The organism is Streptomyces dryopteridis (assembly GCF_049606955.1).
GTDB lineage: Bacteria > Actinomycetota > Actinomycetes > Streptomycetales > Streptomycetaceae > Streptomyces.
The window spans coordinates 408,666-423,046 of record NZ_CP187114.1; the positions used below are offsets into that span (position 1 = coordinate 408,666).

General features: G+C 75.1%; 15 protein-coding genes and 1 pseudogene. 11 read left to right on the forward strand and 5 right to left on the reverse strand.

The window, feature by feature from the left end; genetic code table 11:
- Nucleotides 1-73: 73 nt before the first annotated feature.
- Nucleotides 74-1,288 (reverse strand): hypothetical protein, encoded by a 1,215-nt coding sequence (locus tag ACN20G_RS28380; protein ID WP_424216066.1) that lies wholly within the window; start codon nt 1,286-1,288, stop codon nt 74-76.
- A 258-nt stretch (nt 1,289-1,546) separates the two neighbouring features.
- Here ACN20G_RS28380 and ACN20G_RS28385 point away from each other — a divergent pair, with 258 nt between their 5' ends.
- The 3 genes from ACN20G_RS28385 to ACN20G_RS28395 all read left to right on the forward strand — a co-directional run bounded on the left by ACN20G_RS28385 (nt 1,547) and on the right by ACN20G_RS28395 (nt 4,105).
- Complete coding sequence (locus ACN20G_RS28385) at nt 1,547-2,218, forward strand: hypothetical protein (protein ID WP_424216067.1); 672 nt, start codon at nt 1,547-1,549, stop codon at nt 2,216-2,218.
- Nucleotides 2,219-2,325: 107 nt separating this feature from the next.
- Nucleotides 2,326-2,898 carry a toxin-antitoxin system, toxin component gene (locus ACN20G_RS28390; protein WP_424216068.1) on the forward strand — a complete coding sequence of 191 codons (573 nt, stop codon included), beginning with the start codon at nt 2,326-2,328 and terminating at the stop codon, nt 2,896-2,898.
- Between the two features lie 4 nt (nt 2,899-2,902).
- Nucleotides 2,903-4,105: an MAB_1171c family putative transporter gene (locus ACN20G_RS28395; protein WP_424216069.1), complete on the forward strand. Its 1,203-nt coding sequence runs from the start codon at nt 2,903-2,905 to the stop codon at nt 4,103-4,105.
- A 17-nt stretch (nt 4,106-4,122) separates the two neighbouring features.
- Here ACN20G_RS28395 and ACN20G_RS28400 read toward each other — a convergent pair whose 3' ends face one another.
- From ACN20G_RS28400 to ACN20G_RS28410, 3 genes are all read right to left on the reverse strand, one after another.
- Nucleotides 4,123-6,057 carry a helix-turn-helix domain-containing protein gene (locus ACN20G_RS28400; protein WP_424216070.1) on the reverse strand — a complete coding sequence of 645 codons (1,935 nt, stop codon included), beginning with the start codon at nt 6,055-6,057 and terminating at the stop codon, nt 4,123-4,125.
- Nucleotides 6,058-6,091: 34 nt separating this feature from the next.
- Nucleotides 6,092-7,480 (reverse strand): MFS transporter, encoded by a 1,389-nt coding sequence (locus ACN20G_RS28405; RefSeq protein ID WP_424216071.1) that lies wholly within the window; start codon nt 7,478-7,480, stop codon nt 6,092-6,094.
- A gap of 137 nt (nt 7,481-7,617) precedes the next feature.
- On the reverse strand, nt 7,618-8,811 hold the full coding sequence (locus ACN20G_RS28410) for an alcohol dehydrogenase catalytic domain-containing protein (RefSeq protein ID WP_424216072.1): 1,194 nt from the start codon (nt 8,809-8,811) through the stop codon (nt 7,618-7,620).
- A gap of 286 nt (nt 8,812-9,097) precedes the next feature.
- Between ACN20G_RS28410 and ACN20G_RS28415 the strand changes: the two genes are divergently transcribed.
- The 8 genes and pseudogenes from ACN20G_RS28415 (at nt 9,098) to ACN20G_RS28450 (ending at nt 13,308) form a co-directional block, all read left to right on the forward strand.
- Entirely contained in the window at nt 9,098-9,832 is a 735-nt protein-coding gene (locus tag ACN20G_RS28415; protein WP_424216073.1) for a HemK2/MTQ2 family protein methyltransferase, read from the forward strand.
- The gene (locus tag ACN20G_RS28420) at nt 9,816-10,136 is read left to right on the forward strand and encodes a CDGSH iron-sulfur domain-containing protein (RefSeq protein WP_424216074.1); all 321 of its coding nucleotides are present in this window, start codon (nt 9,816-9,818) and stop codon (nt 10,134-10,136) included. The genes ACN20G_RS28415 and ACN20G_RS28420 overlap by 17 nt, the downstream gene beginning before the upstream one ends.
- Nucleotides 10,133-11,143, forward strand: coding sequence for an iron-containing redox enzyme family protein (locus ACN20G_RS28425; protein ID WP_424216075.1), 1,011 nt, complete (start codon nt 10,133-10,135; stop codon nt 11,141-11,143). Before ACN20G_RS28420 ends, ACN20G_RS28425 begins: the two co-directional genes overlap by 4 nt.
- A 98-nt stretch (nt 11,144-11,241) precedes the next feature.
- Nucleotides 11,242-11,595, forward strand: a complete 354-nt coding sequence (locus ACN20G_RS28430; RefSeq protein ID WP_424216076.1) for a PRC-barrel domain-containing protein — start codon at nt 11,242-11,244, stop codon at nt 11,593-11,595.
- Nucleotides 11,596-11,722: 127 nt separating this feature from the next.
- Nucleotides 11,723-12,088 carry a helix-turn-helix transcriptional regulator gene (locus ACN20G_RS28435; protein WP_424216077.1) on the forward strand — a complete coding sequence of 122 codons (366 nt, stop codon included), beginning with the start codon at nt 11,723-11,725 and terminating at the stop codon, nt 12,086-12,088.
- A 13-nt stretch (nt 12,089-12,101) separates the two neighbouring features.
- A complete protein-coding gene (locus ACN20G_RS28440) occupies nt 12,102-12,512 on the forward strand; it encodes an STAS domain-containing protein (RefSeq protein WP_424216078.1) in 411 nt (136 codons plus the stop codon).
- Between the two features lie 63 nt (nt 12,513-12,575).
- Nucleotides 12,576-12,767, forward strand: a pseudogene (locus ACN20G_RS28445) (ArsR/SmtB family transcription factor); the annotation flags it as partial.
- Nucleotides 12,768-12,915: 148 nt separating this feature from the next.
- Complete coding sequence (locus tag ACN20G_RS28450; RefSeq protein ID WP_424216079.1) at nt 12,916-13,308, forward strand: VOC family protein; 393 nt, start codon at nt 12,916-12,918, stop codon at nt 13,306-13,308.
- Between the two features lie 34 nt (nt 13,309-13,342).
- On the opposite strand, the gene ACN20G_RS28455 is transcribed toward ACN20G_RS28450, so the two are convergent.
- A complete protein-coding gene (locus ACN20G_RS28455; RefSeq protein ID WP_424216080.1) occupies nt 13,343-14,182 on the reverse strand; it encodes a hypothetical protein in 840 nt (279 codons plus the stop codon).
- Nucleotides 14,183-14,381 lie beyond the last annotated feature (199 nt).

The window sequence follows — 14,381 nt, forward strand, 5'->3', positions numbered from 1 at the left end:
AAATCGTCGGTCGGGCACGCGGATCGACCCGGGGCGGTCGGTTCGGGCCCGGTCGGTTCGGGGTCGGGCCCGGTCAGTTCGGGGTCGGGCGGGCCCGGGCGGGGCGGGGACGGGCGGCCGGGCCCTCGTCGTCCACGCGTCCGCCGGGACCCGTGCGCGGGTTCGGGATCGCGCGCGGGCGCGCGCCCCGGGTCTCGACGGCCCGGGAACGGGGCGGGGCGTCCGGGCGGGCCGTCTGGCCGGGCCTCAGCTCGCCGAACTCGTCGTAGCGGGCGGCGTAGCCGGGGGCGGTGTGCCGTCGGTCGGCGGGGGCCACGGCGGCCTCGACGGGCGGGGTGAAGCCGGCCCGGTGGGTGTGCCAGGGGGTGTCGGGTGCCTGCCAGCTCAGGCCGGTCAGGGCCACGGGGATGCCGGGCGAGGCGGTCCAGCGCAGCCAGCCGCCCTTGCGGTCGTGGGCGGGTTCGGGTTCGCCGGCCCGCCACCGGTGGGTGCGGACGCGGAAGACGAGGTGGGTGGCGGGGGCGTGCGGCTCGGGGTCGTCCAGGCGGGCGCGGACGCAGTCCTCGTAGGCGGCGCGGGCGGTGGTGTTCCAGCCCGCGTCGAAGGGCAGGTTGCCGTGGCCGATGTGGTGCAGCAGCAGGTCGGCGCGCTCCGCCGGGTCGCGGGCCGCGTTGTGGACGAGGCGGTGCAGGCGGCGGGGCAGCACGAGGCGCGCGCCCGCGTACAGGTCGCGGGCGTGCGGGTCGGGGCCGGGCCGGCGGGCCTCGCGGAAGCGGGCGGCGTGGGCGCGGACGGTGGCCTCGTCCTCGGGTCCGGGGGGTGTCGCGGGCGGCGGGCCGGCGAGGCCGAGGCGCTGTTCGAGGTAGGCGTTGGCGGCGCGCTGGCCCGCGACGAGGGGGGCGTCGAAGAGGTCGGCCCACCGGTCGGGGGGCGTGTTGTGGATGTTGCGGCCGGGGTCGGGGTCGCGGTAGCGGTGCCACCAGTGGGCGAGGTCGGGCGAGCGGGTGCCGTGGTCGATCCATGCCCCGGGGTGGGCCGCGTAGAGGGCGTCCATCAGCACCGAGGCCAGTCCGGTGCGCCGGTGTTCGGCTTCCACCTTGAGCATCCACACGGACAGCGCCAGGCCGTCGGGGTGGAGGAGGAACTCCAGGCGGCCGGCGGGGCGTCCGCCGACCAGGGCGAGCAGTTGGCGGCCGGTCCAGGGGCCGGGTCCGTCGTCCTTGCGGTCGGTCAGCCACAGGGCCAGTCCGGCCTCGTCGAGCCGCGCCTCGGCTCCGGCGCGGGTCATCGCGCCGTGCCCGCGCCGGCGGGTACGGTGTCCGCCGGCCGGGACGTCGGGAGCGGACGGTGTCCTTCCGCGGCCCGGTGTCGGATCATGGAGCCGAGCGGGTCGTGCGCGTGCCGCTCCTCGGGGTCCGAACTGCGCCGCCAGGTGCTGCCAACTGTGGTTCGTGCATAGCCAACCATGGTTGATCAGTGCAGGTCACCGAGATACTTTTTGTCCAGGCAGGATCTTGCCAATCCGCAAATCAGCCGGGGAGGCTGTGTGAACGACGGGCAGAGCCCCGATCCGGCCGGCACGGTGGCGAAGATCGAGCGCCTCCTGGCCCGGACCGGCCTCGACCGGGCCGACCACCTCGCCCCCGCGTCCCTCGCCGACCGGGCCGGATTGACCCGTGACGAGGTCGAACTCCTCTTGGAGGGTGCCTCGCCGCCCGAACGCACCGCCGGGGAATACGCCGTGGAACGGCTCCGCCGGCTGATCCGCACCCCCCGACCACGCCCCGACGGGACGGTCCGCCCGTACACTCTTCCCGAGATCGCCGCCGCCACCGCCATCAGCCGCAACGGCCTGGCCAAGGCCCTGGAGCGTCCCAGTTGGTCCAACCTCGAACACCTGGAGCCGCTGGCGGAGTTCTTCGACGTGCCACTGGAACGGCTCGTGGACTCGCCCCGGCGGGCCCTGGACCGGGTGTTGCGCGCCGTGCACACGGAACTCCTCGAACGGGTGCTGGGGGAACCGGAGGCGGCGGGCGAGGAGGACCGGGGGCTGCGTCGGCTCAGCGACCGCTTCCAGGTGGTCGGCATGGCCGCGCGCGGGGTGCCCGTGGCGGAGAAGCTGCTCGACGTGATCGGCGATGTCCTGCGGACCGCCGAGGAGGAGCGGGCCCGGGAACGGGCCCCGGAGGGACGGGGGAGGACACCGGGGCCGGCCTGAGGGCCCGCCGAACCGGACAGGGTCGCGCGGCGATCGCGATGGGCGCGGGCGCGGGACCGACAGGGGCGGCCGGCGGCCGCGCGGAGGGAACGGGCAGGGGGATGGGCGTGTCCCAGGACAGACGGATCGCGCGATTGTGCAGGGAGGTCGTCCGGCAGTTGCCGAGTCCGCCGCCCTCCGACCCCCGGGAGCTGATGCACGCCGTCTGCGCCCACTTCGCCCGCTGGCGCGGGGAGGTGGTCCGGCTCATGTTCCGGCCGTTCCCGCCGAACACCGTCTCCGGGGTGTGGATCCGGATCGCGCCGGCCGAGGGCGTCGAGAACCTGATCTGCGTCGAGGAGAACACCAGCCCCGAACACCAACTGGTGATCCTGGGCCACGAGATCTGGCACATGGTCGCCGAGGACGAGACCGGCCGCTGCTCGGGACGGCACCCGGCGCGCGCGGCGCGGGCCGTCGACCGGGACCTCGGACCCGGTCTCGACCCCGACCTCGTCGCCACGATCGACCTGATCGCGGCCGCCGCCGCGGCCCGCACCGACATCGGGGCCGACGACGAGGAGGCGTGGGCCGAACGCTGCGGGCTGGTGCTGGCCACGGCCCTGCGCCGGCGCCTCGCCGAACACGCCCCCGACGCCGACGGGGTCGCCGGCCGGATCCGCACCAGTCTGGGCGGCTGATCCGGTGGACGGACGGTACTACTACCTGCCCGCCCTCGCCTACGGCACGGTGTTCCTGCTGCGCCTGCCCGGCCGGATCCGGCACCGGCACGATCCGCAGGTCCGCGCCGTGAACCGGGTCATCGCCCTCGCGGTCCTGGCCTTCCTGCTCGCCGCGCCCCCCAGCATCTCCGCGATCAACCGGTTCACGGGCGTGCCGAACCTCGCGGCGCCGCTGGTGTACTCCACCCTGTGCGCGTTCGGCGGCGCCTGCCTGGTCCTCGTGGAGTACTGGCGGCACGGCGACGGCCCGCGGACCCGGCGTCGGGTCCGCGCGTGGTGCGGGGTGTACGTGCTCGTCGTGATCGTCCTGAACCTGTTCTTCGCGGTCGGCGACGCGCCCGAGGAACGGCTGCGGGACCTCGACACGCACTACGCCGACACCCCCGGCATCCGGGAGATGATCGTCACCTACCTGCTGGCCTACACCGGGGCCGCCGTCGTCACCACCGGCATGTGCCTGCGCTGGGCGCGCCGGCCCGACGTGCGGGGCTGGATGCGGGCCGGACTGCGGGTGCTGGTGGCCGGGTTCACCCTCGGGGCCCTGTTCGGGCTGGCGAAGTCCGCGGCGGTGGTGGCCCGCTGGTTCGGCCACGACCTGGACGCGCTCAGCACCTGGGTGGCGCCCCCGATCGTCTCCCTGGGCAGTCTCGCCCTGACCTGCGGGCTGTTGCTGCCGATGCTGGGCCCGAAGGTCGAACGCCAGTGGCGGGCCTGGCGCGAGCTGCGGGCCCTGCGCCCGCTGTGGGAGGCGATCCGACCGCACGGGATCGAGCCCGGGGCCCGTGTTCCGCTCCGGTCCGATCTGCCGCTGCGCCTGACCTACCGGCAGGTGGCGGTGGACGACGCGTTCCTGCGGCTCGGGGAGCGTCTGGACGACCGGGTGCGCCGCGCGGCCGAGGACCGGGCCTTCGCCCTCGGGCAGCCGGAGGAGCGGGCCCGCCGGATCGGGCTCGCGGTGATGCTGGCCGTCGCCGGCCGGCAGGGTCCGGGCGACCGGCCCGTGCCCGGGGAGGAGGCCGCCGCCGGGCGGGCCGCGCTCACCGCCGGCACCCGCAACCCGGGCGACCGGGCCCGACTCGCCGCCGCCCTCGCCTCCCCCGCGTACCAGCGGGCCCTGCCCGCGCCCGCGCCCGACGCCGGACCGAGGTCCCACGCCCGTCGCTGACCCGGGGCGGGCCCCGCTCAGGGGCCGCCGTCCTCGGCCAACAGGTGGAGTCGCAGGGCGAGTTGGTTCTCCACGGCCCGTTCCGCCGCGTTCCAGTCCGGGCCGAGCAGTCGCGCCACCCGGTCCAGGCGTTGCACGACGGTGTTGACGTGCACGTGCAGGGTGTCCTTGGCCCGGGTGTGGCTGCCGCCGGCGGCGTAGTAGGCGCGCAGGGTCCGTACGAGTTCGGTGCCGCGTCGGGCGTCGTAGTCCAGGACCGGCCCGAGCACCCGGCGCACGTACCCGGACACGTCCCGCCCCTCCCCCAACAGCAATCCGAGGAAGCCGAGTTCGGGCAGGGTAGCGCCGTCCCCGGCCCGTCCGAGGGCGTGCAGGGCGCGCAGGCAGCGCAGGGCGTCGGCGTGCGCTCCGGGCAGGGCGCGGGCGCCGGGGCGCTCCCCGGGGAGGGGCTCGGCCGCGCCGACCGTGACGGGCGTGCCCAGGGCCCGGGTCAGATCGCGGGCCAGGTCGCGGGGCGCGGGCGCGCCCGCGCCGACCGGTACGACGAGCACGACGTGACCCCGGCGCGGTCCCGACAGGCCGTCGAGGAGGCGGGCGCGGCGGGCCGCCTCCTCGCGCAGGCGCCGTTGCGCGCCGGGCTCGGCGTGCAGGACCAGCACCCGCTGCGGGTCGGCGAGGCGCACGCCCAGGCGCAGGGCCCGGCGGGTGGCGGCGGCGAGCCGTCCGGCCCGGTCCGGGTCCTCGGGCACGAGGTGCTCGGGGGCGAGGAGCTCGTCGAGGAGTTCGTCGAGGAGTTCGCCGCGCACCCGGTCCTCGGCCTCGGCCACGGTGCGACGCAACAGCAGGAGCAGGGCGGTGACCAGACCGGCGCGTTCGAACAGGCGCCGGTCGAAGGAGGGGAGTTCGGGCCGGCCGGTGAGGGTGATGCTGCCGAGGGGTTCGGAGCCGGCGGTGACGGCGCAGATCCAGGTGCCGTCGACGGGGGCGGCGCGGCCGGCGGCCCGCGCGGCGGCCAGGCCCCGGGCGGGCGGGGGCGTGGGGTCGGCGGCCACCCGGGCGAGTTCGGTGCCGTCGGTGTCGTGGACGAGGAGTCCGCCGTCGAGGAGGGCGGCTATCTCGGCGGCCACCTCCGTGAGCTCCGCGCCGCGCAGGACGAGGCCGGTGAGCCGGTCGTGGGCCTCGGCGGCGCGGCGCAGGGCCTCGCTGTGGGCGTGGGCGGTCTCGCCGGCGGTGCGGGTCTCCTCCAGCCGGCGGGCGCTGTCGATGGCGATGGCGGCGTGGTCGGCGAGGGAGGAGAGCAGGGCGACGGCGTCGGGGGCGAACTCGCGGGGCGTGCGGTCGGCGGCGTAGAGCACGCCGATCAGGTCCTCGCCGACCCGCAACGGCACCCCGAGGATCCCGCGCAGCCCCTCCTCGCCGACGCCCGCGTCGATGGCGTCGGTGTGGCGGAAGCGGGTGTCGGCGGGGTAGTCGCGGGTGTGGTGGGGGCGTGCGGTCTGGGCGACGAGCCCGCCGAGGCCCTCGCCCATGCCCAGGCGCAGTTGTTGGAAGCGGGCGGAGACCGAACCGTCGGTGACCCGCATGAAGGTGTCGCCGAGGGCGGGGTCGAGGAGGGTCAGGTAGGCCACGTCGGCGCGCAGCAGGAGGCGTGCGCGGCGCACGATGGCGCGCAGGACGGCGGCCGGGTCGCGCAGCCGGGCGAGGTCGCCGGCGGTGTCGAAGAGGGCGGCGAGTTCGGCCTCGCGCCGGTGGTGCTCGTCGAGGGTGCGGCGCACCCCGAGGGCGGCGGCCAGGGCCCGGTCGACGCGGGGGTCACGGTCTCCGGCGGCGGCCCGTGCCAGCGCCTCCGCCGGCGCCCCCCGGGCCAGCAGGTCCAGGAGGCGGGCGAACACGGCCGCGTCGTCACGGGGATCCTCGGGCACACGGCGGGTGTCGTCGGTCACGGCGCCCATCCTGACAGCGCCCCCGCCCGGGCCCGAGACCGGGTCAGGGCCGGGGCGCGGCCACCGGCCGGACCCCGGGGGCGCCCGTGCCCGCCGTGCCCGGCCCGGTGCCCCGCGCGCTCAGGTCGCGGCCCCGGGTCTCGCGGGCGACGAGCACGGTGAGGGTGGTGACGACGGCCGCCGCGCACAGGTAGCCGGCGACGGGCAGGCCCGAGCCGTGCTCCTTGAGGAGTTCCACGGCGATGATCGGGGCGAGGGCGCCGGCGACGATGGAGGCGACCTGGGAGCCCATGGAGGCGCCGGAGTAGCGCACTTCGGTGTCGAACATCTCGGAGACGAACGCGGCCTGCGGGCCGTACATGGCGCCGTGCAGCAGCAGCCCCGCGGTCACGGCGAGGGTGATGACGGCGGGTGAGCGGGTGTCGAGCAGTGCGAAGAAGGCGAAGGCCCAGGCGGCCATGCCGACGGAGCCGATCAGGGTGACGGGGCGGCGGCCGAGCCGGTCGGAGAGGGCGCCCCAGGCGGGAATGGTCACGAGGTGCACGGCGGAGCCGATGAGGACGGCGTTGAGGGCCACCGTCTTCGGCAGGCCGAGGTGGACGGTCACGTAGACGAGGAGGAAGGAGGTCAGGACGTAGTAGGAGATGTTCTCGCCGAAGCGGACCCCGATCACCGTGAGCACCTCGCGCCGAGACCGGCGCAGCACCTCGACGGCCGGCGCCGCGCCGACCTCCCCGCGTGCCGCGGCCTCCTCGGCCTTGGCGCGGGCGGCGAGGAACACGGGGGACTCGGAGACGGAGACCCGGATCCACAGGCCGATCACGACGAGGACGCCCGAGAGCAGGAACGGGATCCGCCACCCCCAGGCGAGGAACGCCTCCTCGGACTGCACGGCGGCCAGCAGCGCGAGGACCCCGGTGGCCAGCAGGTTCCCGCCGGGCGCCCCGGACTGCGGCCAGGAGGACCAGAACCCGCGGTGCGCGTCGGACCCGTGCTCGGACACGATGAGCACGGCCCCGCCCCATTCGCCTCCGAGCGCGAAGCCCTGGACCAGCCGCAACACGGTGAGCAGGACCGGGGCGCCGACGCCGATGGTGTCGTAGGTGGGCAGCAGCCCCATCGCGAAGGTGGCCCCTCCCATCAGCAACAGGCTCAGGACCAGCAGCCTCTTGCGCCCGAGCCGGTCCCCGTAGTGCCCGAACACCACCCCGCCGAGGGGGCGGGCGAGGAAGCCTATGGCGTAGGTGACGAACGCGATGAGGGTCCCGACGAGGGGGTCCCCGGTGGGGAAGAACAGCGTGTTGAACACGAGCGCGGCGGCCGAACCGTACAGGAAGAAGTCGTACCACTCGATGGTGGTGCCGATCAGACTGGCGCTGACGATGCGGGCGATGGAACTGCGGGGTGCGGGGGCGGGCGCTGCGGCGGCCATGGTCACCACTTCCGGCGGAGTCGGGCGGACGTGTCCTCGTGCCGCCACACCCTAGGAACCCCCGCTCCGCACATGTATGTGCGCGCACACCACACTCCCGCGCCCGCGCATCCCCCCGCCCACCACACCCCTCGCCGTTACGCGGCGGCCGGGCGGAGGAGGGTTTTGATCATGCCGTCCTCCTTGGCCCGGAAGCGGGCGTAGGCGTCGGGGCCGTCCTCCAGCGGGAGGTGGTGGGTGGCGAGGCCGTCGACGTCGAGGGGGTCGTGGTCGTCGAGGAGCGGCAGGATGTCGTCGGTCCAGGCGCGCACATTGGCCTGTCCCATGCGGAGTTGGACCTGTTTGTCGAAGAGGGTGAGCATCGGCAGGGGGTCGGCGGCGCCGCCGTAGACCCCGGAGATCGACAGGGTGCCGCCGCGTCGGACGAGGTCGATGCCGGTGAGGAGGGCGTCGAGGCGGTCCACGCCGGCGTGTTCCATGAGCGGGCGGGCCAGGACGCCGGGGAGTCGGGCGGTGATCCTCTGGGCGGCGCCGGCCGCGTGTGAGCCGTGGGCCTCCATGCCGACGGCGTCGATCACGGCGTCCGTGCCGCGCCCGTCGGTGAGATCGCGGACCGTGTCGCCGAGGTCGGCACCCAGCTCGCGCGGGTCGAGGGTGTGGGCGCCGTGGTCGGCGGCGGCGGAGAGCCGAGCGTCGACCCGGTCGACGCCGACGACGAGGGAGGCCCCTTGGTGCCGGGCCACCCGGCAGGCCATCTGGCCGATCGGGCCGAGGCCGAGGACCGTGACGGTGCCGCCCGGCGGGATGTCGGCGTAGGCGACGGCCTGCCAGGCGGTCGGCAGCACGTCGGAGAGGTAGACGAACCGGTCGTCGGGCGGGCCGGCGGGCACCTTGATCGGGAGGGTGTCGCCGAAGGGGACGCGCACGTACTCGGCCTGCCCCCCGGGTACCTGCCCGTACAGCTTGGTGTAGCCGAACAGGGCCGCGCCCTTGCCGTACTCGGTGACCTGGGTGGTCTCGCACTGCGAGTGCAGTCCCTGGTCGCACATGAAGCAGGCGCCGCAGGAGATGTTGAACGGCACCACCACCCGGTCGCCCCGGTGCAGGGTGCGCACCTGCGGACCGACCTCCGCCACGACGCCCATCGCCTCGTGGCCGAGGATGTCGCCGGGCTCCAGGTAGGCCCCCAGGACCGAGTACAGGTGCAGGTCGGACCCGCAGATGCCGGTGGAGGTGACCTTCACGATCACATCGGTCGGTTCCTCGATCCGCGGATCGGGAACCGTCTCGACCTTGACGTCCTCCCGCCCCTGCCAGGTGAGCGCACGCATGACGGACCTCCTGTGTTCGGTTGGGTGACCGGTCACGGGCGACGCGCGTCGCCGGGCGTCCGGCCGGCGCTCGGCGCCTTGCCCGTTTCGGGCCCCGCACACCTGCCGACCCGATTCTCCGGTCCCGATCCCGGCCCCGGTCCCGGTGGCCGTGCCCGTCCGCCCGGCTCCGCCGTCCACGGAACGAAACACAGCCCCCCCGGGTGTGGTGGCGCGCGCGGGGGCGGGTAGGCGCCGGCCACGGGCCGGTGCCCCACCGGCCCCTCGGACCCCGGAGGTGCCGTTCATGACCACCCAGCCCATCCACCCCCTGTCGGCCCTCGCGCCCCGGTGGTCCCGCCCCGTCTCCCGTCGCGCCGTCGCCGGTGCGCGAGCGCTGTTCGCGCTGCCGGGGGTGTACCGGCCGCAGGCGGACACCCGGATGCTGCTGGACGCCCTGGTCGCGGAGGCCCCCGGTCCCGCCGAGCGGGTGCTGGAGATCGGGACGGGCACCGGGGCCGTCGCGCTGGCGGCGGCCCGTCTGGGCTGCGCGGTCACCGCCGTGGACGTGTCCTGGGCGGCCGTGCTCAGCGCCCGTCTCAATGCCCGCCGGCAGCGCCTGCCCGTGGACGTGCGGCACGGGGACTTCGCCGCGCGGACGGGCGGCCGGCGCTTCGACCTCGTCGTCGCCAACCCGCCCTACGTGCCCTCCCCGCTGCCCGAACCCCCCGGTCACGGCGCCGCCCGGGCCTGGGAGGGGGGCGGTGACGGGCGGGCCGTCGTGGACCGGATCTGCGCCCTCGCCCGCCGGCTCCTCAACCCCGGCGGCCGGCTGCTCATGGTGCACTCCGCGCTCAGCGGTCCCGACGCGACGGTCGAGGCCCTGGGCCGGGAGGGCATGCGGGCGGAGGTCGTCGGAGTGCGGCACGTGCCGTGGGGGCCGGTGCTCCGCTCGCGACGGGACTGGCTGGAGACGCACGGCCTGGCCGAGCCCGGCTCCGCCACCGAACGCCTGGTGGTGATCCGTGGCCGGCGCGCCTGAACCTGGGCCCGCCCGCCGCGAGCGGGCCCGGCGGGTCCGCGTGGACCCCGAGGGGCCCGTCCTGGTGGACGGGCCGGTGGAGGTCGTCCGCGCGGACGGGACCGTCGCCCGCAGCGACCGGTTCGTCGTGGCCCTGTGCACCTGCCGGCGTACGCGCACCCCGCCGTGGTGCGACACCAGCCACCGCCCGCGCCGCCGACCGGACGGGCCCGCACCCGAAACCGGTGCCGCCCCGGGGCCCGGTCCCGCGCCCGAGACCCCCGCCGTGGCCGCCGTCGCCGATCCGCCGGAGGAACACCCGTGACCCCACCGCCCCGCCTGCCCGCCCCCGACCGGGGGCCGCTGACCGACGCCGTCCGAGGCGCCCTGCCCTCCCACGACCCCCGACGCCGGGCCCGGCTGCTCGACACGGTGGTCCGGTCCGCGCCCGCCGCCGACCCCTGGGGCGAGGACCTCCAGACCGCCCTCTACACCCTGTACGAACTGCACTACCGCGGCTTCGACGGGGTGCCCGACGAACGGGAGTGGGATCCGGAGGTGCTGCGGGCCCGCGCCGCGCTGGAGGCCCCGTTCCTCCGGGCCCTGCGCGACGGCACCGCCGGCGCGCCCCGGACGGCGGAGGCGGCCTTCGCCCCGCTGCTGGAGGAGCCCGTGGACCTGTCCGGCAGCGCCGGCCGCCGGCTGGAGGTCGACGGGGAACTGTGGCAACTGCGCGAGTACGCCGCCCTGCGCTCCCTCTACCACCTGAAGGAGGCCGACCCCCACGCCTGGGTCATCCCGCGACTGACCGGACGGGCCAAGGCCGCCATGGTCGCCGTCGAGTACGACGAGTTCGGCGCGGGCCGGGCCGAACGGATCCACGCCCGGCTCTTCGCCGACCTCATGGTCGACCTCGGCCTCGACCCCGCCTACGGCCACTACCTCGACCGGGCCCCCGCCCCCGCTCTCGCGACCGTCAACCTCATGTCGCTGTTCGGCCTGCACCGCGCGCTGCGCGGGGCGCTGGTCGGGCACTTCGCCTGCGTCGAGATCACCAGTTCCCCCGGCTCGCGCCGCCTGGCCCACGCCATGCGGCGCTGCGGGGCCGGCCCGGCGGCCGAGCACTTCTACGCGGAGCACGTGGAGGCCGACGCCGTCCACGAACAGATCGTCCGGCACGAGGTCGTGGCCGGCCTGATCGCCGACGAACCCGACACGGAACCCGACGTGGCCTTCGGCTGCGCGGCGACCCTGCTGACCGAGGACCGGCTCGCCGCCCACCTGAACCGGCACTGGAGCGCCGGCCGCTCCGCCCTCCGCCCGAACGCGTAGGGCGGGGGATCGGGGGCAGGCGAACGAACGTCGGGCGGTACGGCCCAGCGTGGTCGTCCCGTCGCAGAGCACACGGAACCGAAGGAGTTGTTGATCGCATGACGGAGAACGTGTGGGGCTACCGTGAGACCTCGGGCCGAGCGGCCGGTGTGGATCTGACGGGCTACAAGGTCGAGGCGACGGACGGTTCCATCGGCAAGGTCGACAAGCACTCGGACGAGGTGGGTTCCGCGTACATCGTGGTCGACACCGGCCCCTGGATCTTCGGCAAGGAGGTCCTGCTGCCCGCGGGCACGGTGTCCCGGATCGACACCCGGGACGAGAAGATCTTCGTGGAACGCACCAAGGAGCAGATCAAGAACGCCCCCGAGTTCGACAAGGACAAGCACCTCGGGAACCCGGACTACCACCAGCGGCTCGGCGGCTACTACGGCTCCCCCGACCAGCGGTAGCACCCGGCACCACCGGCAGGGGCGGGGACGACGGCGAAACGGCTGTCGTCCCCGCCCCTCCGCCGTGCCCACCGGTCCCGGGTTCCGGTTTGACGAAACCTGAATCACACGTCCTAGAATTTCGGACATGGACGCGGTCGGGCCCAGGACCAGCTGGACGTTCGTCACCCACCACGCCCGGATCCTCGCCATGATCCTGCGGGACCCCGAGATCCGAGTGCGCGACATGGCGGCGGCCTGCCAGGTCAGCGAACGCGCCGCGCAGGCCATCGTCACCGACCTGGAGACGGCCGGCTACCTCAGTCGCGCCCGCCACGGGCGCCGCAACCACTACGAGATCACCCCCGGCACCCTGTTCCGCCACCCGGCCGAGGGCCGGCACGAGGTCGCCGAACTCCTCGAACTCCTCGCCGACCTCGACCCGACCGGGCAGGCGCCCGCTCACGCCGCCCCCTCGAACACGACCGGTGACACGAGCCGCACCCGGCCTTGACGGGAGCAGAGCCATGACCAGCGATTTCGTCCCCGGCACCCCACCACCGCCGCCACCGCCGCCGCACGAACACACCGAGGACCTCCTGACCCCGTCGGCCCTGACCGTCACCGTCACCGTCGAGCCCGGCGCGCGGCACGCGCTGGCCACGGTGCGCGGGGAGATCGACATGGACGACGCCCCCGAGCTGCTGGCGGACCTCACCGCGGCCCTGGAGGCCGGCCCCACCGGCCTGGAGGTGGACCTCGCCGACGTCGGCTTCTGCGACAGCTCCGGCCTCAACGCCCTCCTCGTCCTGCACCGCAAGGCCGCCGAGACCGGCAAGACCCTCGCCCTGACCGCCCTCCCCCACCCCATCGAGCACCTCTTGGACCTCACCGGCACCAGATCGCTCTTCACCATCCGCCCCCGCCCGACCCCCTGACCGCCCGCGGCCGGGCTTCGCGCATGACGGATACGCAAGTGTGGACTTGCCTATAGTGAGGTGGTGGCCGACGACGAACTCTTCAAGGCGCTCGGTGACCCCACCCGCCGCGTCATCCTCGACGAACTCGCCCTGCGATCCGGACAGACCCTGTTCGAGATCTGCTCCCGGTTGAGCATGAGGCACGCGCTCGGCATCTCCCGCCAAGGGGTCTCCCAGCACCTGGCCGTCCTGGAGACGGCCGGGCTCGTCCGGACCCGTCGCGAGGGCCGCCACAAGTTCCACGACCTCGACACCACACCCCTGCGCCGGATAGCGGAGCGATGGCCTCCGACCGGACCCGTCCCCCCCCCCCCCCCCCCCCCCCCCCCGCACGCCCACCCGCAGCCACCGAGGAGACCCCGTGAAGATCCGACTGACGAGCGTTTTCGTCGACGACCAGGCCCAGGCCCTGCGCTTCTACACCGAAGTCCTCGGCTTCGCGAAGAAGCACGACGTACCGCTCGGCGGCACCGATCGGTGGCTGACGGTCACCTCGCCCGAGGACCCGCAGGGCGTCGAGCTCCTCTTGGAGCCCGCCGGACACCCGGCCGTCGGGCCCTACCGTGACGCGCTGGTCAAGGACGGCATCCCCCTCGCCCAGTTCGAGGTCGAGGACGTCCACGCCACCCATGAGCGCCTGAGCGCCGCCGGCGTGCGCTTCACCCAGAAGCCCATGGAGGCCGGCGGCGTCACCACCGCCGTCTTCGACGACACCTGCGGGAACCTCATCCAGATCGCCGACCAGTCCGGCTGAACGACCCGCGGTTCCCGGGCGCCCCGGCCCCGGATCACGCGGGTCCGCGGGGGCGGTCTCGGGGCGGTTCGGCCGTCGGGGTGGTGGGCCAGAGGGGGATGCGGCTGTCGGGGAGTCGGCCGCCCCGGCGCCACAGCGGCAGGGTGAACGCCGCGACGGGGACGAGGGAGCCCAGCCACACGAGCACGGTCCACGGGACGGACGGATCGTGGCGCATGGCCGGCACCCCGAACAGGAACGAGGTCACGCCGGCGGCGATGGCGCAGCGCAGGAGGTAGCGGGGCCGGCGGTCGGTCGGGACTCCGTCGCGGCCGGAGGTCCGCAGGAGGAGCGCGCAGCCGGCGGCGGTCAGGGCTCCGACGGTGCCGGCCGCGAGGCCGGCGAGGACGTGGTCGGCCGGGTCGTTGGCGGGGGCGGACCACGTCTTCTGGCGCCGGCCGGCCTCGTCGGTGATCGCCCACACCCTCCGGTCGCGCACCTCGGCGGTGACCCGGTCGCCGGGGCGTGCGTGGCCGGTGACGGAGAGGTCGGAGAGGAAGCCCAGGCGTACCGGCCCCTCGCGCAGGGCCACGGTGTGCCGCTGCCCGTCGTCCCGGGTCAGCACGGCCTTCTCGGGTCGTTTCGCGGAGTCGGAGCCCGGGAGGATCTCGGTGAGGACCGCGGGCAGGTGTGAGACGCAGTCGGTGCCGGTCGGGGTGTCGGGACCGCAGATCGGGGTCGCCCGCCGGTCGCGGTCGCGGGCGATCTCGCCCGGGACGTGGAGGGCGAGGAAGAGCACGGAGCCCAGCGTGACCAGTCCGCCCAGGACGAGGACGCTCCAGGCCGCCCCGCGCGACCGGAACGGGCTGAGCAGGGCGTAGGTGCCGACGTACACGCGGATCCGTTCCTGGGGGGAGGGGGGCGGTGGGTGGCCGCGGACGCGACCCCGACCGGGAGCGTAGACGGACCGCACACCCTCACGGTCGGGCATTTCGTCCCGATTCGGGTCCTTTCTTGGTCGGTGCGCGGTGGGTGGCGGCGCTGCCGGGACATGCCCGTGTTCCTTGGTGACCGACTCGAATGGAGGACACCGT